The following is a 20,897-nucleotide window of genomic DNA, read 5'->3' on the forward strand; positions in this document are numbered from 1 at the left end:
TTGGATAGATTGTATCGATTAGCATGAATGTGTAGCACAGAATCTATAACAGAAAGGCAGTGTGATGATGAAACAAGGCGTACTTGCACATATTTATGGACAATTGCCACTTGCAGAACTTGCTGCTAAAGTGTCTGCTGGTGGATTCACTTCTGTTCAGTTAGCGCTTGCCAAAGCGATCTCGGATATAGATACATCAAATGGTCGATTAAGTCCCGGACTTGCTAATCATATTGCAGAACAATTTGATCGTCAGAATGTACGCATTGCTGTACTGGGTTGTTATATTGATCCTATTCATCCTGATCTCAGTGAACGTCGTCATGGCATCGAACGGTTCAAAGAACATTTACGATATGCGCGTGACTTCGGGTGTAGTATGGTCGCTACCGAAACAGGCGGGTATACGACCTATCAAGCATCAGAGCCGGAACGGTATGCAGAAGTGGGTTGGCGTATTTTGGAAGAAACAATATCTGAATTAGCTGAAGAAGCTGATAAATGGGGCGTACATATGGCCATCGAACCGGTTGCTGATCATACGCTTCATTCTACCGAGCGGATGTTACAGTTAATCGAGGATATTCCTACGACAGCGATAGGTATGCTGTTTGATCCTTGTAATATGATGAAAACGGAACATGTAGATCATCAAGAAGCTTTTTTACGGGATACATTTGAACAGTTAGCTCATCGGATGTTGTTGATCCATGCGAAAGATTTTACATTTGCACCGGATGGCAGTAAGCCTTATCGTACAGCAGGTACAGGTATATTGGATTATCCGTTATTTTTCCGTTTGCTTCAGGAGTACAAACCTCATATCGATATTTCGCTAGAGGGTGTACCTTTAGAAGACCTTCCACAAGCATCATTATATATGCGCAAGATCTGGCAAGACGTACAGGCTTAATGGTGTAGCTATTATTATTTTTCGATATTCTCCTTTTGAAGAATAGCCTTGATCGTAAGGCTATTCTTTTTTTTTGTAGAATGTGGCAAAATATTAAATCATTGCTATCGTTATCAATAAGCTTCATACTTTAAGTTCATGTTTAATTCTTCTTAACAGATGTATGAAGAAGCAGATAGGGATAAGAAGAAGGAGGGTACGATGAATAATTTACTACATCATCGAAATCGTAAAGTAGCTTTGATTACTGGAGCTGGCATAGGGCTTGGACGAGGAATCGCCAAAGTACTTGCTCATAAAGGATATCGTATTGCGCTTACATATCATTCAGAATCGGATGATATTGACAATGTGACTCAAGAATTATCACATATTTATGGAGCACAGCCGTTTGCTATTCAGACAGACCTTACGCAACCTGATCAGCCAGAATCGGTAATCAAGCAGACGTTAGAACATTTCGGAAGGATCGACTTGCTTGTTAATAATGCAGGTGGAGGCAACGGTACAGCCTTATTGGATCTGGAAATGGGAGATTTAGATCATTCGATCCATCTTAATTATCGCGCACCTATTCTAGCTTCCAAATATGCAGCCCAAGCGATGATTGATCAAGAAATTGCTGGAAATATTATTTTTATCACATCTTCCCGCGCAGAACGTGCTTATCCTACCGACAGCATCTATGGTGGCATGAAAGCTGCATTGATACGCTCAGCGGCTTCATTTGCACTGGAATTTGCTCCTTACGGTATACGGGTGAATTGTGTAGGCCCGGGTGCGACTGTAAATCGATTAGAGTACGATGCTATCAAGCAACCACTAGGACGTAAGATTCCTTTAGGTCGTATGGGTACACCTGCGGATATCGGCAAAGCAGTTGCATGGTTATCTTCTGATGATGCTTCTTATATTACAGGAATCAATTTACGTGTAGATGGCGGATTGATTTTGCCGGGTATGCCAGAAGATACTTCTCCAGAAGCAGGTTATGGCTGGGGCGTTATTTACGATCATTTAGACAAAGATTAAGTGATCATCCTATATGATATAGACTTCAAACCTGCGGACTTCTGTTATAGAAGAAAGCAGGTTTTATTTGTATGCCAAGTGATCCCTTCATGAAAACTTCATTTGACTATAGTCCTCCTTTTCCTCATAATTGGTAATAGTTTAGAATGATTATAAATTGTATGCAATTAATTTTAACTATTATCTATTAGCTCTTCACATTTATATTACTATACACATTCAGTTGGGTGTGATTATCATGCTCATCTTAAATATGGAGGAATGCAATATGTACAAATCAATTATTGTTGGAACAGGTCCTGCGGGACTAACTGCTGCGATCTACCTTGCTCGTGCGAATCTAAGCCCATTGATTATTGAAGGCCCACAACCAGGTGGTCAATTGACTACCACGACAGAAGTTGAAAATTTCCCGGGCTTCCCTGATGGTATTATGGGACCGGAATTGATGGACAATATGCGCAAACAAGCAGAGCGCTTTGGTGCAGAATTCCGTACAGGTTGGGTAAACAGTGTAGATCTTGGAGATCGTCCGTTCAAATTGCAAGTAGAAGGTATGGGCGAATTGGTTACCGAAACATTGATTATTTCTACAGGGGCTACAGCTAAATATCTAGGTATCCCTAACGAACAAGATAATATCGGACGCGGCGTAAGTACTTGCGCAACCTGCGATGGATTCTTTTTCCGCGGTAAAGAAATCGTGGTTGTCGGTGGTGGAGACTCTGCATTGGAAGAAGCTAGCTTTTTAACTCGTTTTGCTTCTAAAGTAACACTGGTTCACCGTCGCGAAGAATTGCGTGCTTCCAAAATCATGCAAGATCGTGCTCGTTCCAATGAAAAAATCGAATGGGCTTTGAACCAAAATCCACTTGAAGTGGTTGCTGGCGATAGCGGTGTAACAGGACTTAAAGTAATGAACAACAATACAGGGCAAGAAGAAATCATTCCTGCACATGGCGTATTCGTAGCGATTGGTCATCATCCCAATACAGGATTCTTGAACAATCAACTCACAACGGATGCGAATGGTTATATCGTATCTAACCCAGGTACGTCAGAGACTAATATTCCGGGCGTATTCGCTTGTGGCGATGTGCAAGATACTCGTTACCGTCAAGCGATTACAGCAGCAGGTAGTGGCTGTATGGCAGCGATGGATTGTGAGAAATTTATCGAAGCGTTGGAACATCAAGAAGTCGTTATGGGTTAATTGTATTTTATACAGATCTAACATATATAATATCTACAGGTAGCAGAATAGGTTCACGTTCTGCTATCTACATAATCTAATTTGATAAAAGGAGTGTTACATTATTATGGAAAAAGCTATCGTTTATACAAGTACTAACTGCCCGCATTGCAAACAGGTGAAAAGTTTTTTGAATGACAAAGGCATCGAATTCGAAGAGCGTAATATCGAATTAGAAGAAAAATATGCAGAAGAAGCTTGGAACATGGGTGTACGTGCTGTTCCAGTTACATTGATCGGTGAGTACAAAATTATGGGTATGAATATGACTCAATTTAACAAAGCACTAGCAGAAGCGTAAAATAAGCAAAAAAATAAACGGTAGCCCGGATGATGGGTTGCCGTTTTTTTTGTTGATTAGATAATCGTATAAGAATAAAGAAAAGCATGTACGTTGTGCAAATAAAGTACATTTGTATCAAAAAGATAATGTGGAGCATACTAACAGATGATATCGTATCTAAAATAACAACTGGGTGACAGCACGAAAAATCATAAAAAATCCAAAACCTGCGATCAAAAAGGATACGCCCTTTTTGCGCCTCGCTTGTGAGAAGTTAAACACACTCAGGCTTACTAATGGAACGATGATAAAAGAAAATAAAAACAACATTACGTAAAAAGGCAGCGAAATGTCGGCAGTTCCCAACAGGTTCATGGTAGCTCTCTCCGTTTCACATTCGTTCGTATTGCATAACACATAACGAAATTATAGACCGAAAGAGCAATAGATTTTCCACTAAAATAAGGCAATTTTACGTCAAATTTAAGATAAATAATTCACATTTACTATTAAAATAATTAAGAATTGTGTCCAAATGATATTAAAGCGATACTTTTACCCGACCTAGAAATTGTGAGACAGCCATATAGGCTGTACCGATCACAGTCGATTGATCTTGTAATTCGGAGTATTGAATGATTAACTTTTGGCGATGATAAGGAAGAGTTCTTCGGGATACCACCTCTTGTAAATACTGATCGATCCATGGTTCTGCCTGTCTCATATGCCCGCCAATAATCACTAATTCAGGGTTAAATCCATTGACTAGATTGGTAATACCAATACCTAGATATTCACCGATTTTTTGAAATAAATCTCTAGCTTCCGGTTCATCGAATTCAGCACGTCTTACCCAATCTGCGGTAGTACTACCGGGAATCGGTTCTTTGACAGCATGATCGTAAGCCAGTTCAGAAGCATATAATTCCCAACACCCCTGACTACCACAAGAACAAGGTAGACCGTAAGATTCTACAGACATATGCCCTGTTTCTCCTGCATAACCGCGGGAGCCTTTGTACAGTTCCCCTTCAATAATGATGCCAGAACCTATCCCTGTTCCTACACTGACATAGACCAGATGTTGAGCTTGTCTACCTGCACCGAACTGCAATTCTCCGAGTGCCCCTGCATTGGCTTCATTATCGACAATCACAGGAATATGAAATAAATGCTCTAATTGTTCTCGTAAAGCAACACCTTCCCAACCGAGATTGGGTGCAAATAATACATTTCCTTGTTCATCCACCATTCCTGGTACACCAACTCCCATACCGATAATTCCATGGATCGAATCAGGCAGATTGCGCAACAATACAGTCATTTCGGTCTGTAGCTGCTCAATAACATCAGTCACTTGATGGCTAGCAAGAGGAGAGGTCGAGTTGGCAATAATTTCACCTTCCAGATTGGTCAGAATCAAAATAAGCTCGTTGACTGTAATCTCTACCCCTGCGGCATAACCTGCATTTTTGTTAAACAACAAAATCAACGGCTTGCGTCCACCACTAGACTGTCCTTGACCGGATTCGATTACCAGTTGATCGTCAATCAATTCTTGTACAAGATTGGAGACTGTGGCTTTATTCAGTCCTGTTGATTGGGAGACTTGAGTACGTGATAGAGGAGCATACTGGCGAATATTATCTAACACCAGAGACTTATTTATCTTTTTGACAAGCGCTTGATCACCTGTGATTTTCATAATTTTCTTCCTTTCAGATGACTATTCACTAACTTTGTTTAACCGATAGACAAAGTATATCATATATGTTAGGATAGCGATGTAAACGATTTCTTTTTGATTATGTTGGATACATTGTTCTGCCAAATGATTGTTAGATGATCGATTTTAGGCGCACCTTCTCTGCTTACTAAGCCGCTCTAAAAGAGATTTTTGTAACAATCTCATACGAATGATAAGAGGAGGATTTTATTTATGGCTTACTTTGCAAATATCGAAAAAATTACTTACGAAGGTGTCCAATCCAAAAATCCATACGCTTTTAAATTTTATAACCCGACTCAAGTGATCGCTGGTAAAACAATGGAAGAACATTTGCGCTTCGGTATGGCTTACTGGCATACGATGGTAGCAGGTGGAGCTGATCCATTTGGTGTGAATACAGCAGTGCGTCCTTGGGATTCGTATACAGGTCTTGATCTTGCCAAAGCTCGTGCTGAAGCATTGTTTGAATTAATGGATAAGCTTGATATGCCTTACTTCTGTTTCCATGATGTAGATATCGCTCCTGAAGGAGATAGCTTGCGAGAATTTTACAGCAATATTGATACGATTGTCGACCTTTTAGAAGGATATATGAAACAATCCGGTAAAAAATTGCTCTGGAATACAGCGAATATGTTCAGTAATCCACGCTTTATGCATGGTGCAGCTTCAACGAGTAATGCAGATGTGTACGCTCATGCAGCGGCTCAGATCAAAAAAGGTCTTGAAGTAGGTAAACGTCTAGGTGCTGAAAACTATGTGTTCTGGGGCGGTCGTGAAGGGTATGAGACATTGCTCAATACGGACTATGCACTAGAACAAGATAATATTTCACGTATGTTCCATATGGCGATCGATTATGCGAAAGAAATTCAGTTTGATGCTCAATTCTTGATCGAACCCAAACCAAAAGAGCCGACAAAACATCAATATGATTTTGATGCGGCAACTACAATTGCTTTCTTGCAAAAAAATGGTCTGGATAAACATTTCAAATTGAACTTGGAAGCGAACCATGCGACGCTTGCAGGACACAATTTCCAACATGAATTACGTGTTGCTCGTACTAATGGTATGTTGGGATCACTGGATGCGAATCAGGGGGATCTATTGATCGGATGGGATACGGATGAATTCCCGGTAGATCTTTACGCGGCGACTTTAACGATGTATGAAGTGTTGCAAAATGGCGGTCTAGGTAAAGGTGGCGTTAACTTTGATGCGAAAGTACGTCGGCCTTCTTTTGAGCCAGAAGATTTATTCTTAGCTCATATCGCTGGAATGGATACTTTTGCTAAAGGTCTAACAACAGCAGCGCGTCTGATCGAAGATCGTGTATTCGAAGACTTTATCGACAAACGGTACAGCAGTTTCCAAGAAGGTATTGGAGCCGATGTGTTGAGCGGCAAAGCGACATTGTCTTCACTGGCAGAGTATGCGCTTAATAATGAGACTCCTCGTGCCAATGAATCTGGTCGTGAAGAATGGTTGAAATCTGTTCTTAATCAGTATTTGGTGACGGAATAAGAGGGATACACTTTAGGGATTAATTTAGTTTAAATATAGTGTACTAGCGTTAGAGCGCTACGAGAATTTATTCTTCTTGTCGTCGCTGGTAAGGTTGGATATCTTGGTTAGACTGCTAGGCAGTCGATATCCAACCTTAAAGGCGAGCGCTTCGCTCTTTCAGAAGAATAGATTCTCTTCGCTTGAGCGTGTAGATACTGTGGATGAGGATAGAAGATTAGAGCAAAAGATAATGCTAAAAGATAAGGTCAAAGGCATGTCTCCCTTATTCCCTTGTGGGGAGGGAGGCATTTTTTGATGCGGTAAGCATTTTGGGAAAATACTTTTGGTTTTGATATAGGGCAAAAATATAAATAAATATAAAGTTTTAAAAGATTAAAAGATTAAAAGATTAAAAGATTGAATGATTTATTGTGGGTAGATGTCTGCTATGAGTGCAGTTATGGGCGTAGAATACGTGATAATGGTTGGCAATAAGTTTAGAAATAATAAATAATGATTAGCATTTTATGTGATGAAAGAAAAATATATAGGTATGGAATTAAAGGTGTTATGAAGTGGTAAAAGGGACTTAATTTTTTTGATATATTTAGTAATTATTTGTGTAGCAAAGATAAATTGAAGGAGGGTTAAGGATGAGTTATGTGATTGGAGTTGATTTGGGGACGAGTGCGGTGAAGACGGTGTTGGTGGATAAGCAGGGGAATATTGCTTATGAGACGTCTGAATCGTATCCGTTATCTCAACCAAAAGCAGGATATAGCGAACAGAGTCCTGAAGATTGGGTAAAAGGGACGTTAACATCGCTTCGTCGGTTAGTAGAGATTTCAGGGGTAGCGTCTGAAGAAATTGAAGGGTTGAGCTTTTCGGGGCAAATGCATGGATTGGTGTTGTTGGATGGAGACAATAAGGTGATTCGTCCAGCGATTTTGTGGAATGATACACGTACCAGTAAGCAGTGTCGCCAGATTGAAGAGACGTTAGGTGATGAATTATTACAGATTGCTCGTAATCGGGCGTTGGAAGGATTTACATTGCCCAAAATTTTATGGGTGCAGGAAAATGAGCCAGAGCATATGGAAGCGGCACGATTAGTTTTGCTACCGAAAGATTATGTGCGTTACCAGTTAACAGGTGATCTAGCGATGGATTATTCCGATGCGGCAGGCACATTGTTACTCGATGTAACCGGTAAGCAGTGGAGTGAGAAGATCGCTTCAGCTTTTGATTTGCCTATGTCGTTGCTTCCGCGTCTAATCGAATCATTTGATGATGTAGGTGGATTATTGCCGGAAGTCGCTGAACAGACAGGATTGAGTGTAAATACACGCGTCTATGGTGGTGGAGCAGATAATGCTTGTGGTGCGATCGGTGCAGGAATTCTAAGTGAAGGGCAGACGATGTGCAGTATCGGTACATCCGGTGTCGTGCTGTCTTATGAAGAACGTAAAGATTTGGATTTTGCAGGGAAAGTTCATTTCTTTAATCATAGTGAGCAAGATGCTTTTTATATTATGGGTGTTACTCTTGCGGCAGGGTACAGTCTAGAATGGTTCCGCAGTGCATTTGGCAAAGACCTTTCATTTGACCAGTTATTGCATGGCGTGAACAATGTGGCGGCAGGTGCAGAAGGGCTGTTATTTACACCTTATATCGTAGGTGAACGTACACCTCATCCGGATGCAGATATTCGTGGAAGCTTTATCGGTATTGATGCCGCGCACAAGTTACCGCATTTTGCGCGTGCTGTATTGGAAGGAATTACATTCTCTTTACGAGAATCGATTGATATTTTACGCGAATCAGGCAAAAGTATCACTTCTGTCGTCTCGATCGGTGGCGGAGCGAAGAATGAGACCTGGTTGCAAATGCAAGCAGATATCTTTAACGCCGAGATTGTTCGTTTAGAAAATGAACAAGGGCCTGCTATGGGAGCGGCTATGTTGGCGGCTTATGGTAGCGGGTGGTTCCCATCTTTGCAAGACTGTGCAGCGGCATTTTTACGTCACGCGAAGTCTTACCAACCTGATCCGGAACGTGCTGAAAAGTATGATCAGTTATTTGCGATTTATCAGGATATTTATGGACAGACTGCTGAATTGAATAAACGTTTGGCGGCTTTTCGCGGATAGATAGACGTATAGATAGAAAAATAATAATTAATAAAAACCCTTCTTTTACAACACAAAGAAGGGTTTTTGCTTTAAAGTGGAAATATATTACAAAATCATTTTTGTTAAAGCAAAAATAGCATCGTTACAAAGAATGCTTCAAGCTAAAAATATAATGAACAAACTGTTCTTTGTGCGCGGTATATTCCTGGATTCCTTCACTTTGCAGATCAACAAATGATTGTTTAATTTTCTGATATTCTAGCTTTTGCTCGGGATGAGTATTTAGATAATCTCGAAAGAAAATAAGATTTTTCCAAATATCACTTTCAAACGTTACCATATGAATAAAATGAGTTTTAACATCGAACGTAGTATCTTTGAATTTAGCATATACATATTCATTTTCTCTTTGTACTTTCAGTCGATAAAATCCAATTGTTTTCAAATACTCATCATACATAGCTACTTGCTCTAAATGATCAACCCCGACAAGAATATCGATTACAGGTTTGGCTTGGATATTAGCAATCGCGGTACTTCCAATATGTTGTACTCTATTTGGATGTAATGAGGTGGCAGTACAGATGCTTTTTTTCATATTTTCAAATAATCCAATCCAGTCAGGATCATAATCAACAAGCTTGATTTGATTTTTAGCAATACCTAATTCATTTTTTGGCATATATACACATCCTTTTATAGAAATGATGAAGTTGTATTATAACTTGTTGAGAACAAATAAAGGAGGACAATTCATATGAAATTACGTATCCCCTTACTACTGTTATCGTTAAGTATGGCTTTGTGTTTGTCTTATAGTATCGGTTTGATCTGGGGAGAGAGTACTCAACAAATTGCTTATCTTTTATCGGTTGTAGGTTTGATCTTTTTATTTGAAAAAACAAAGATGAGTGAGCAAAAAGTGAATAGACTGGTAGGGATAGTTATAGGAATATCTGCTGTATGTGCAGGTTCCTTAGTAGAACTTCAAGATTGGTCATATGTAATAAACATGCTGACCTAAGAAAGGAGTAAAAGAGATGAAAAACCAAAACATTTCGCTCAAAATCTGTATTGTAGTCGTTATTAGCGCTCTTCTTTTTCATTTTGGAGTAGATTATTACAAAAAACAAGTGACTCAAAAAGTCATCAACTATCTGGTACTGGAAAAAGGATATCAAAGTACAGATATTGCTGAAATCAAAACGTATATTAGTAAAGCACCTGTAGTCAGCACAAGTGTAATATTCAAAGACGAAAGAAATGCAATGTATATGTATAAATCAGACAATGGACAAATGGAGCAGTATCATTGTATCCCTGCTATTAATGATTTGAAGCAAAAATATATTCATGCAGAAAATCCGTAATCTACATAGTAGTAAGCAATAGTACATAATAGTAAGTCGCGATAACCTACAATATAGTAAAATCGGAACTAACCATTTCGACATTAATCATTCTCCACTATAAATTATCCTTCATAAATAATAAAATTGTTTAGTATCTCAGACCAAATGTGTAATAATAGACATATGTTTAAATAAGTGTCGGCGAAATGGATTCTATTATACATTTCAAATATAAGATACATGATTTTTACATTAAAAAAAGGAGGAACCCTGATGGATAAACGGTATTGGTTAATTGGTGGCGTAAGTGGAGCAGTATTAGCACTTGCAGGAACAAGAATGGTATGGAATACAGCGGTCAAAGCGCAAACACCCAAACGTATTCCGGTAGAGCGTAAGCCTGCGATGCCTTATCAAGATATTGAATTTTTGAGTGACGGTCTACGTATTCAAGGGTGGTTTATTCCTTCCAAAATACAAGAAGATCTACAATATCCTACAGATCACAATACGATCAAAGATCCAACAGATCATATGGACTCTACAACGTCTGCACCATTGATGATTATTGCCCATGGTTGGGGTTCTAATCGTTCTCGGGTACTGCGCTATATTGAGCCATTATGGGAAGCAGGATATGCCCTTTTGATGTATGATGCGCGTAGTCATGGACATAGTGAACCGATTGAAGCACCTTCTGCATATACATTTCGGGATGATATTTTGGCGGCACTGGATTATGCTGTACATATTCCAGAGATTGATCCTCAGCGGATTGGAGTGTTAGGGCATTCTATGGGGGGACTGGGTACCATTTTGTCGCTTCCTTATGGATTGCCTGTACGAGCTGTTATTACCGATTCGATGCCTGCTCAATTTGAGAGTGTGCTTGAAGCTGAATTTAAGCGTCGGGGGCTACCACTATTTCCGATGGCTAATATTATTCCAAGAATCTGGTTTTATCGTTCTCATATTTCGCTCAAAGAATATCAACAGAAAAATACCGTATTCTCGATCAATGAAGCACGTAAAGAAGCCGATTTGCCGATTCTGATGATCCATTCGCGCGGAGACGCTTTTATTCCACCGACTGAATTAGAATTTGTTATGGGGCAAGTCACACCACCGATTGAGACATTATTTGTAGATACGAATGGACATAGTTCTTCACAAAAAGATCCTCATTTCTGGGCGAAAGTGTTGCCGTTTTTGGATGAACATGTAAAGCATGCTCAACCTAGAACCAAAGCGATTACTCAATCGCCTATCATAAATAAGACGACCGCCAAAAAAATGAATATTCGTGTATGGAAAAGTCCAATAAGTTGGCTTAAATCAGTAAATGAAAAAGCGTCTGCAACCGATAATTAAAATATAGTGATAAAGTAATATTATTCGTTAGTAATATCAAAATGGATACATATATCTCATGAAAATATGCGGTTGTGTACAATCCAGTTTATAACGACTATAATTAAGCTTATACTCTATAAATAAGTAAATATAATCGACAGATCGTCCTACAGATTATAACGCTTATCATTGCTAAGTTGCTCACTCACTATAGTTATGTTTACCTATTACCTACACGATGAAGGGCGGTTACGTCTGCATGAATAGATCAAGTCAACTTTGGGTGAAGACCCTTTTAGCCGGAACATTAGTATTTTCTACAGTTCCAGCGATTTCGTTTAGTGGTAATACTGCATACGCGGCTACTTCACAGATCACTGTAAACAGCGCATCAGATATCGTTGATCAATTGTACAAAGGATTAATGAACCGTAGTGCACAAGTAACATTTACGTACAAAGGCAGTACAGCCAAGTTAAAAGCAATGTTACAAGACTCATTTGAGACAGCATTGGAAAAAGATCCATATACGATGTATATCTTGGATAGCTATGGTCTAACATGGCGCAGTAATGCGTATTCTGCTCTGGTAACGGTAGATATGAAGTACCGTGAGACAGTCGCTCAGACTAAATATGTAAATGATCAAGTCGTTCAGACGGTTGCTCAAATTATTACACCGGGTATGAACGATCACCAGAAAGTAAAAGCGATTCATGATTGGGTAGTCCAACATCTGAAATATGATGAAACGTATACACGTTATACGGCTTATGAAGCATTGCATGATGGTACAGCTGTATGTCAGGGTTATGCGTTATTGACGTATGCGTTGCTCAAACAAGCTGGCGTAGAGAACAAAATTGTAGAAGGTACAGCAGGCGGAGAGCTTCATGCTTGGAACCTTGTGAATATCGATGGCAATTGGTACCACATGGATACAACATGGGATGATCCATTACCCGATCAAGGCGATGGAGTAGATACGAATTATTATCTACGTACCGATGCTCAGATGAAACAAGATCATAACTGGACCAAAACGTATCCTGCGGCAAATGTAGCTTACAAAGATACATTGAACACATTAATTGCTTCCGGTGGCGACACTTCAGGATTTTACAAACAATTGGAACAAAACTTAAATTATGCTGTAGATAACTCTCCAGCGGCAGTAGACTCAGCAACAGCTTTAAAAGAACAAGTGAAAAATGCTAAAGCAGGCGGACAATCTTCATTGGTATTCCGTTATAGCGGCAATATCACTAGCTTAAAAAGCGATCTAAGTCGTCTATCTTCTGTAGGAATCAAATCAATCTCCTACACTGTACAATCGCTAGGAAGTTCTAACGATCTTAAAGTTAACTTGTCTTGGAAATAAGATCTAAATAAAAGGTCGATAGACCACATTTATTATTTTTAAAAGAAGGGTCGGATATCATATCCGATCCTTTTTGCTGTTTTACCATTCTTTGTCGGCGCATTATTCATATCATTTTCACACCTTATAAGCATACAGATATACTCGTCTTATTTAGCAAATAAACCAATATTCTCAGAAAAATAAAGAGGTATATCGTATATAAAAAGATAAACGTTAATTCGATATTGTTATACATCTAAAAATGGTTATAAATTTTAAACGATGAATATACCTTTTCATAATGTATATTTCTATTTATAAATTAATATAAATGCTATTTAATAAACAAATATATTAATTAAATATACATAAAAATACCAATAAATTGCTTAGTGTAAAGTTGCTTTAATATTATATTGTACATAATTGAAAGCGCTTTATAATTAAATATAGGCGCTAAACGTTGCAACAGTAACAGATAGCGGACTTCGGAAGCAGGAGGCGAACATCATTCATATGAAGCTGAAAAGCAAATTAGTTTTAATGTTGACCTTAACAGCACTTCTTTTTTCTGTTGTACCTAACGGTAAAATTTTTGCGGCAGCCTGGCCATTATCAGGAGATGTCGGTGTCCATGATCCCTCTTTAATTAAAGAAGGAAATAGCTGGTACACTTTTTCGACCGGACAAGGTATTCAAGTTTTAAAATCCGATAATGGCAACAACTGGTATCGTGTACCACAAGTATTCTTATCTCCTCCAGCATGGTGGAAAACATATGTACCCAAACAAGCAACAAATGATGTCTGGGCGCCTGACGTAAAAACATATAATGGTCGTACATGGTTGTACTATTCGATTTCTTCTTTCGGTTCCAATACATCGGCTATTGGACTAGCTTCAGCAAGTAGTATCGGTGCAGGTAGCTGGCGTGATGATGGTCTAGTATTACGCACAACTTCAGGTTCTAACGATTACAATGCGATTGATCCTGAATTGGTAATCGATGCTTCTGGTAATCCATGGTTAGCTTTCGGTTCATTCTGGAGCGGTCTTAAATTAACCAAACTGGACAAAAATACAATGAAACCAACAGGCAGTATCACTTCGATCGCGGCTCGTCCTAACAATGGTGGAGCAATTGAAGCACCATCGATCACGTACCGTAACGGATACTACTACTTGTTCGCTTCTATTGATAACTGCTGTAAAGGTGTAAACAGTACGTACAAAATTGTCTATGGACGCTCTACAAGTATTACCGGTCCTTATGTAGATAAAAATGGTGTTAATATGCTTAATGGTGGCGGTACGATTTTAGATAGTGGTAACGCTCAATGGAAAGGCCCGGGTGGTGAAGACATCGTTGGCAATAATATTATTGCTCGTCATGCGTATGATGCCAATGATAATGGAGCACCCAAGCTGTTAATTAGTGATCTCAACTGGGATTCCAGTGGCTGGCCTACGTATTAGTAGTCGTCAATACAAGGTAAGCTGATCACGATTACTCTTCCTACCAATCATCAGCTTAAATCATAAATAGGAAGATATATAACTAGAAAAACACCTTCTACCTCTATAGTGCTTGGATAAGCATAGAGCGTAGAAGGTGTTTTTGGATTGAGTAGTATAGTTGTTTTGTTGAATGTTATAGCTGATGACTTTATTTTTTATCTAAAGAATGCCCGCTATTGAGATCACATTCTGTCAGTGGAACCACTTTTGTATGATTGATCAACTTATATCCTAACCATAAGATGAGAAATAACGGCACACTGATATATGAAGCGAAAATCGATTTCCAGTCAATAGCTTCCGGTGTAATATACGATAGACTTTGACCCAGAATAACTATAGCACATAACACAAAAGCAAATAATGGGCCAAATGGGAACCATTTTGCTTTGAAAGGCAACTCATCCATACTTTTACCCTGTGCGTAAAAAGCACGACGGAAGCGGTAATGACTAATTGCGATTCCAAGCCAGGTGATAAAGCCGCACATTCCTGAAGCATTAAGTAACCATTGATATACAATTCCATCCCCGAACAAAGAAGCTAGAAAAGCTAACATTCCTACAGCAGTCGTTAACAATAACGCATTTTGTGGAATCCCACGACGATTCAGTCGTCCGAAGATACGAGGCGCTTTGCCTTCTTTCGCCAGTGCATACAATACACGAGTAGAAGCATACATCCCCGAGTTACCGGCTGATAGAACCGAAGATAGGATAACAGCATTCATGACGGCTGCTGCAAACGCAAGCCCTGCTTTTTCAAATACCAGTGTAAATGGGCTGACACCTATATCGGTTAGCTCACCATTCAAAAGAGAAGGTGTAGTGTAAGGAATAATTAATCCAATCACCAAAATCGCTAAAATATAAAAAATGAGAATACGCCAGAATACCTGACGAATCGCTTTCGGTACATGTTCACGTGGATTTTCACTTTCACCGGCTGCAACCCCGATTAACTCTGTGCCTTGAAATGAAAATCCTGCCGCCATAAATACACCGATAAAGGCTAACAGTCCTCCATTAAACGGAGCATCCCCTACAGTAAAGTTGCTGAATCCTACCGCTTTGCCACCGAGAATCCCAAAGATCATTAACACCCCAACAACAAGAAAAAGAATAACAACTACAATTTTGATCATCGCGAACCAGTACTCCGATTCCCCGTAACCTTTAACAGACAGAACATTAAGTAAAAAGATAACCGCTAGAAACAATAGACTCCAGATAAACGAAGAACTTTCCGGGAACCAGTACTTAATAATAATCGTTGCTGCAGATAATTCCGCTGCAATCGTAATCGCCCAGTTGTACCAGAAATTCCAACCCATTGCGAATCCAAAAGCAGGATCAACATAACGAGCGGCATACGTATTGAACGAACCGGATTCAGGACGATACGTTGCCATTTCCCCTAGACTGGTCATTAGAAAATACACCATAATACCTACACAAGCATACGCGAGTAATGCACCGCCAGGGCCTGCCTGAGCAACGGCGCCACCACTGGCGAGAAATAGACCAGTACCGATCGAACCGCCGAGAGCGATCATCGTCATATGTCTTGCTCGTAGACCTGCTTTGAGTTCACGCGGTGGTGAAGATGGAGAAGATGAAGATGCCATAATAGTTATATACACTCCTTACTGAATTAAGCATATGAATTTATGCTGTGAATAAATAAAGGAAGGACATACATGCAAGAACACAACAAAAAAGACCACGTATATATACGTGATCCTTTAATTATGATCCGCACCATACTTTTCCTTTGTAAAGATAGCTCAACACAGGAATCATCTGTAGATGGTTCACTGTGACAGTTCTGTTCCTTTCGGAGACAGCCCCAGCATAACTAACAACAGAGCATTAGTTATACTTCGGCAACGATACCTTTTTATTTGGGATCAACAGCGGCTCTTACGCTTTCTCCAAATAGACTCATTATAGTTGCGACCTCTACCTCATCGGATATTGTGTGATGAGGCAATTATTATGAAATTAGTGTCATGGATAAGATGACTGTTTTCCAGTATACGTGTAGTCGTTTGATTTGACAACTACTTATATCATGAATCTCTCATGAAGAACAAATGATTATAATCATTAGACGTTATCTTTGGCACGACTTTTCGCCATTTGTTGCCAGATTGTCCCTGCGGCTTGTTCTCCGGATTCGATTCGTTCTAGAGCCATTTTGGCTTGTAAACTCACTTCGAATTCAGGATCATCCACAGCTAATTCTAATTCGTCACGTGCTTCTTCAGTTCCGACTTCATACAAGAAACGAGCAGCACGCCAGCGCACCAATTTACTGCTGTCTTTGAGTGTAGCTAGCATTGCTGGTGTTGCCGCAGGATCACCGATATCTGATAAAGTATCACCTGCTGTACGACGAACCGCTGCCGATTTATCTTGTAATGCTTGATATAATAGTTCCATCGCTGCAGGTGTTTTGAGATCACCGAGATAGACGACTGCAAGACGACGCAATTGCATTTTTTCATCAAATAAAGCTTTTTCGATTAAAGGTAAGCTATCTGCATCTGGTTGCAACAGATCAAAAGCCGCATAACGTACACGCCAATCTGGATTTTCAAGTGCTACAGCAATTTCATTTGCGTTCATTTCACGACGCTGTTCTACAAATTCTTCCTGACTTGCGCCATGAGAAATCGCTTGTTCGATAATCTTTTTCAATCGATCTTCTGGAAAAGCCGCTTCAAGCTCTTGTTCGACTTCACGTGCAATATCAGCAAGTTCACCATAACGAACACCATAATCAGTCAATTTGCGTTCTTTGATCATCGTAGCGACTGCTACTTCTGTCACTGCCTGTACAAATCGATCTGCTAGCCCAATACGTTCTTCTTTGGTTCCAGACTTCACCCGAATCTGCATCGGAATCCCGCGGAAAAATTGCACAAACACTTCAGCTTCACCAAAGTGCTCACCTGAGAGATCTGTCGGTACTTCAAATTTATTTTCTACACCTTCTTGACCCATCTGTGCTTGTACTTCATTTAAGATATCCGACCAGTCGGCACTTGCTTTACGATCCAACGCTACAAAGTCTGCGGTATGGAATACACTTTTGACTCCTGCAATATGAAGCATTTGCTGAATAAAAAGAGGAGCAGAGCGTTCATTCGCTAATGTATATGTTTTACGGATACCATGAGGTAATTGCTCATCAAGATGCAACATCATCGTATTCGGACTTGGCGTAGGTTCAATAGATGTGATTTTCATAATGTTGTAGATACCCTCCTTAGGAATCAAATGACTGATACAGCTATAGCCATTTGTTTTAAATTTAATATACTACCATCTTCATATTGTACCCCAAAAGAGGTATAGATGATTGCTCGTTTGTTAATCCCACCAGAAATACCAGAACTCTTGCTTTTGAAGATAATTAGCATATTGCCCAATCGACTCAAATGATTCCAAAACATACGAGCAGAACATAAAGTGTTCTTGAGCGAGTAATAAAGCTTCTTCATCAGTGACAGGTCTGATAGAGGCTTGTAAAATCCAAATACTTTCATTCACAATAATAGGAATAGCCTTATATTGTTGATGCCAGTACTGGAAAAGAGAAGCTTGAAGTATAGGAGCAGGGCATTCATTAAACCCACCCATAGGAACCATCAATGGAGCGATATATTCTCTGCTATTAGGTAAAGGAAGTGTAATCCATTGATCTGTTGGTTCACTTGCCGCATGAAAATCAGGCCATAACGAATCCACTTGTTGATATGGAATCAATCGCTCATCTAACCACGCATGTCCTTCCCATAATCTGCTATACATCTCATACAATGATGCCCAATTCATATGTTGTATAGACTTAGCGTGTTCAGCTAGATCAGTATCGAGTAATTGATGACTGACCAATGTTCTGAATGTATCCAATACATCCATCTGTTGCAGTAATGCTAACTGTTGATCGACATAATCGGTTAAGGAGTCGTAATCATCTAGCGTATCTTCCATCACTTCCTCAATATTATCATCAGGAATAACAAGTAATGAATAGGGTGTTCCTTTAGGTTGCATAGGAAATGTGATTTCTTTTGCTTCTATAGATAATGGGTTATATGGTTGCAAATAATTCAGTATTTCTGAACTCATCAATATCGCGCTCCTTTATCATCTTAAGTATGTATCTAAGTACTATCTGCTTTTAAATATAACGTAATCACTCCTATCAAAACAAATCAAAAACAACCCGTTCTATGAAAGAAGGGGTTGTTTGAAAGCTCAATCTTATTTCTAAAATAAGTCTGGTATTAGACGACAGCTTGATCGTTGGAAGATTGAAGAGGATCACGAACAATCTTTACATCATAAAAGGAAATTTTATTTTCGATAATATAATCCGGTGTAGAGCCATGAGCATGGGATTCGCGGAATGCGTCACTTTTAGTCCATCCTTGAAAAGCTTCTTTTGATGCCCAACGCGTACTGATCGTAACTTCTTCGAACTCTTTGCTATTTTGATTAACTAACACTTCAAGCCCTAAAAAGCCTTCCATGTATTCCACTTTGCCTACCTTGTCAAAACGCTCCACCAGTAAATGTGCACTACCTTTAGTTAATTTAGAAGTATTGGTTACAATAATCATATCAAATGACCTCCTGATTGATGATGGGGGATAACCGGCAAAATAAGTGGATAACCACCCTCAAATAGTATTCGAGCTTTCATATGGTAAATGTCATGAATAAATTCAGTCGTAAGAATCTGTTGTGGAATACCCGACGTAGCGACTTTGCCTTGCTTGAGTGCAATCATATAATCACAATAAGCGACAGCTTGTTGCAGATCATGTAGCACCATAACAATAGTTAATCCAGATTGCGCATTAATCCGTTTTAGCATATCCATGACTTCAAATTGATGCGCAATATCGAGAAAAGTGGTCGGTTCATCCAGTAGCAAAATATCGGTCTGTTGAGCCAGTGCCATCGCTATTCGTGTACGCTGTTGTTCACCTCCAGATAAAGTATGGAACATACGATCTCGATACTGTTCTATCCCTGTCCATTGCATCACCTGATCGACAATTGCTGTATCTGTTGTATTTTGAGCGGTATGCCAGCTTCGTCTATACGGTGATCGACCATAAGCGACCAGTTCATGCACAGTCAATTGAGGAAGCATCTCTTTCATTTGTGGTAGCATCGTAATCGTTGTCGATAATTCACGTAGAGAATAGCTAGTAATCTCACGATCTCCAATATGTACTTGCCCTTGATCTGGCTTGAGCAGTTTTGTAAGCAATCGCAATAAGGTGGATTTGCCAGACCCATTAGGTCCCACAATCGCGGTTATTTGACCTTTTGGCAGAGAAATATCAATCTGATCCAGACGAAAATGACCATTATCCAGACTGAGTTGCTTGCTCTCGATCGCTGCTGTTATTGTAGAAGGATGAATCGACTGTATCATGATAGACCGAACCTTCCTTTCCGTTTCAATAGGAATAAAAAGAATGGCGCTCCAATTACAGCAAGCAAAATACCAACAGGCAATTCAATCGACCCGAACCACGAACGTGCGACAGTATCTGCAAAAACAACCAGTGTTCCACCGCCAATCATTGAGAAGGGGAGTAAAAAGCGATAATCTTCTCCAATCATCAGCCGAATCATATGTGGAACAACAAGCCCCACAAATCCGACCAATCCTGCTACACTTACAGCAGCTCCTGCTAGAAAAGCTGACAATAAAATAATAAGCAAGCGATTCATTTCTACTCGTTGCCCTAACAATTGAGCAGCATCATCGCCAAGCAATAATAGATTGGCTGGCTTGATAGCTAATAGCGACAGGATCAACCCGCATACCGCATAAGGCGCCATAAATTCAAGATGATACCAGCTTCGTCCATTCAGTCCGCCGGATAACCAGGGAAGAACAGCTTGTACTCGATCACTATAAATGACCATAATCCCGTTAGTTAAGGCACCTAGTAGCGCATTAACAGCGACCCCGGCTAGAATAATTTTTACAGGCGAAGCTCCGCGATCCCATGCTAGTAAATAGATCAATACCGCTGTAACAAAAGCGCCCAAAAAAGCAGTTATCGGAAGTAGATAGCTTAACTGTGGTAACATCACCATTGTGATCATCGCTGTGATCCCGCCACCGGCAGAGACACCGATAATGCCTGGATCCGCTAACGGATTTTTCATCACACCTTGTAACAGTGCTCCAGCAGTAGCCAGACAAGCTCCGACCAACCAGCCAATCATCACACGCGGTAAGCGCAAATCTATCAAAATCGTACGATATGCAGATGGCTCCTGACCCCATAATATCGGTATCACTTCACTCAGTGGAATAGAGATAGAGCCATATAAGACACCATACAGACAAGCGATAATCGATAACAAAGGCAGAATAATAGCGACAAGCCATCGTCTGCGGTTACGTTGCTGTTTGTTCAT

20 protein-coding genes and 1 riboswitch are annotated in these 20,897 nt (G+C 39.8%); of the genes, 12 read left to right on the forward strand and 8 right to left on the reverse strand.

Features of this window, described 5'->3' with window-relative positions; all coding sequences use genetic code 11:
• Nucleotides 1-64 precede the first annotated feature (64 nt).
• The 5 genes from PQ460_RS04285 (at nt 65) to PQ460_RS04305 (ending at nt 3,817) form a co-directional block, all read left to right on the forward strand.
• Nucleotides 65-913: a sugar phosphate isomerase/epimerase family protein gene (locus PQ460_RS04285; protein ID WP_337994007.1), complete on the forward strand. Its 849-nt coding sequence runs from the start codon at nt 65-67 to the stop codon at nt 911-913.
• Between the two features lie 201 nt (nt 914-1,114).
• Nucleotides 1,115-1,945, forward strand: a complete 831-nt coding sequence (locus tag PQ460_RS04290) for an SDR family NAD(P)-dependent oxidoreductase (RefSeq protein ID WP_273613601.1) — start codon at nt 1,115-1,117, stop codon at nt 1,943-1,945.
• A 268-nt stretch (nt 1,946-2,213) separates the two neighbouring features.
• Nucleotides 2,214-3,158 carry a thioredoxin-disulfide reductase gene (gene trxB, locus PQ460_RS04295; protein ID WP_273613600.1) on the forward strand — a complete coding sequence of 315 codons (945 nt, stop codon included), beginning with the start codon at nt 2,214-2,216 and terminating at the stop codon, nt 3,156-3,158.
• A gap of 106 nt (nt 3,159-3,264) precedes the next feature.
• Nucleotides 3,265-3,498, forward strand: coding sequence for a glutaredoxin family protein (locus PQ460_RS04300; protein ID WP_069325635.1), 234 nt, complete (start codon nt 3,265-3,267; stop codon nt 3,496-3,498).
• Nucleotides 3,499-3,673: 175 nt separating this feature from the next.
• A complete protein-coding gene (locus tag PQ460_RS04305) occupies nt 3,674-3,817 on the forward strand; it encodes a hypothetical protein (protein ID WP_274171872.1) in 144 nt (47 codons plus the stop codon).
• A gap of 204 nt (nt 3,818-4,021) precedes the next feature.
• Here PQ460_RS04305 and PQ460_RS04310 read toward each other — a convergent pair whose 3' ends face one another.
• Entirely contained in the window at nt 4,022-5,185 is a 1,164-nt protein-coding gene (locus PQ460_RS04310; RefSeq protein ID WP_274171873.1) for an ROK family protein, read from the reverse strand.
• 234 nt (nt 5,186-5,419) lie between these two features.
• Here PQ460_RS04310 and xylA point away from each other — a divergent pair, with 234 nt between their 5' ends.
• Nucleotides 5,420-6,736, forward strand: coding sequence for a xylose isomerase (gene xylA / locus PQ460_RS04315; protein WP_069325632.1), 1,317 nt, complete (start codon nt 5,420-5,422; stop codon nt 6,734-6,736).
• A 635-nt stretch (nt 6,737-7,371) separates the two neighbouring features.
• Nucleotides 7,372-8,868 (forward strand): xylulokinase, encoded by a 1,497-nt coding sequence (xylB, locus tag PQ460_RS04320; RefSeq protein WP_274171874.1) that lies wholly within the window; start codon nt 7,372-7,374, stop codon nt 8,866-8,868.
• Nucleotides 8,869-8,992: 124 nt separating this feature from the next.
• On the opposite strand, the gene PQ460_RS04325 is transcribed toward xylB, so the two are convergent.
• Nucleotides 8,993-9,532 carry a GrpB family protein gene (locus PQ460_RS04325; RefSeq protein ID WP_274171875.1) on the reverse strand — a complete coding sequence of 180 codons (540 nt, stop codon included), beginning with the start codon at nt 9,530-9,532 and terminating at the stop codon, nt 8,993-8,995.
• A 75-nt stretch (nt 9,533-9,607) separates the two neighbouring features.
• On the opposite strand from PQ460_RS04325, the gene PQ460_RS04330 reads away from it, so the two are divergent.
• From PQ460_RS04330 to PQ460_RS04350, 5 genes are all read left to right on the forward strand, one after another.
• Entirely contained in the window at nt 9,608-9,874 is a 267-nt protein-coding gene (locus tag PQ460_RS04330) for a hypothetical protein (RefSeq protein WP_274171876.1), read from the forward strand.
• Between the two features lie 16 nt (nt 9,875-9,890).
• The gene (locus PQ460_RS04335) at nt 9,891-10,220 is read left to right on the forward strand and encodes a DUF3139 domain-containing protein (RefSeq protein WP_274171877.1); all 330 of its coding nucleotides are present in this window, start codon (nt 9,891-9,893) and stop codon (nt 10,218-10,220) included.
• Nucleotides 10,221-10,475: 255 nt separating this feature from the next.
• A complete protein-coding gene (locus PQ460_RS04340; RefSeq protein ID WP_274171878.1) occupies nt 10,476-11,573 on the forward strand; it encodes an alpha/beta hydrolase in 1,098 nt (365 codons plus the stop codon).
• A 241-nt stretch (nt 11,574-11,814) separates the two neighbouring features.
• Entirely contained in the window at nt 11,815-12,936 is a 1,122-nt protein-coding gene (locus PQ460_RS04345) for a transglutaminase domain-containing protein (protein WP_274171879.1), read from the forward strand.
• Nucleotides 12,937-13,461: 525 nt separating this feature from the next.
• Entirely contained in the window at nt 13,462-14,394 is a 933-nt protein-coding gene (locus tag PQ460_RS04350; RefSeq protein WP_273616359.1) for an arabinan endo-1,5-alpha-L-arabinosidase AbnA, read from the forward strand.
• 190 nt (nt 14,395-14,584) lie between these two features.
• Here the strand turns inward: PQ460_RS04350 and PQ460_RS04355 are convergent, their stop codons facing one another.
• The 6 genes from PQ460_RS04355 to PQ460_RS04380 form a co-directional block, all read right to left on the reverse strand.
• Nucleotides 14,585-16,063, reverse strand: coding sequence for an amino acid permease (locus tag PQ460_RS04355; RefSeq protein ID WP_274171880.1), 1,479 nt, complete (start codon nt 16,061-16,063; stop codon nt 14,585-14,587).
• Nucleotides 16,064-16,210: 147 nt separating this feature from the next.
• A riboswitch (Lysine riboswitch) is annotated at nt 16,211-16,408 on the reverse strand.
• 136 nt (nt 16,409-16,544) lie between these two features.
• Entirely contained in the window at nt 16,545-17,690 is a 1,146-nt protein-coding gene (locus PQ460_RS04360; RefSeq protein WP_274171881.1) for a virulence factor, read from the reverse strand.
• Between the two features lie 123 nt (nt 17,691-17,813).
• Complete coding sequence (locus tag PQ460_RS04365) at nt 17,814-18,575, reverse strand: DUF4253 domain-containing protein (RefSeq protein ID WP_274171882.1); 762 nt, start codon at nt 18,573-18,575, stop codon at nt 17,814-17,816.
• Nucleotides 18,576-18,733: 158 nt separating this feature from the next.
• Nucleotides 18,734-19,069, reverse strand: a complete 336-nt coding sequence (gene isdG / locus PQ460_RS04370) for a heme oxygenase (protein ID WP_273613589.1) — start codon at nt 19,067-19,069, stop codon at nt 18,734-18,736.
• Entirely contained in the window at nt 19,066-19,896 is an 831-nt protein-coding gene (locus PQ460_RS04375; RefSeq protein WP_274171883.1) for an ABC transporter ATP-binding protein, read from the reverse strand. The genes isdG and PQ460_RS04375 overlap by 4 nt, the downstream gene beginning before the upstream one ends.
• The gene (locus tag PQ460_RS04380; protein WP_273613587.1) at nt 19,893-20,897 is read right to left on the reverse strand and encodes a FecCD family ABC transporter permease; all 1,005 of its coding nucleotides are present in this window, start codon (nt 20,895-20,897) and stop codon (nt 19,893-19,895) included. The genes PQ460_RS04375 and PQ460_RS04380 overlap by 4 nt, the downstream gene beginning before the upstream one ends.

The sequence above is a fragment of the Paenibacillus sp. KACC 21273 genome (assembly GCF_028736095.1).
Classification (GTDB): Bacteria; Bacillota; Bacilli; order Paenibacillales; family Paenibacillaceae; genus Saccharibacillus; species Saccharibacillus kyungheensis.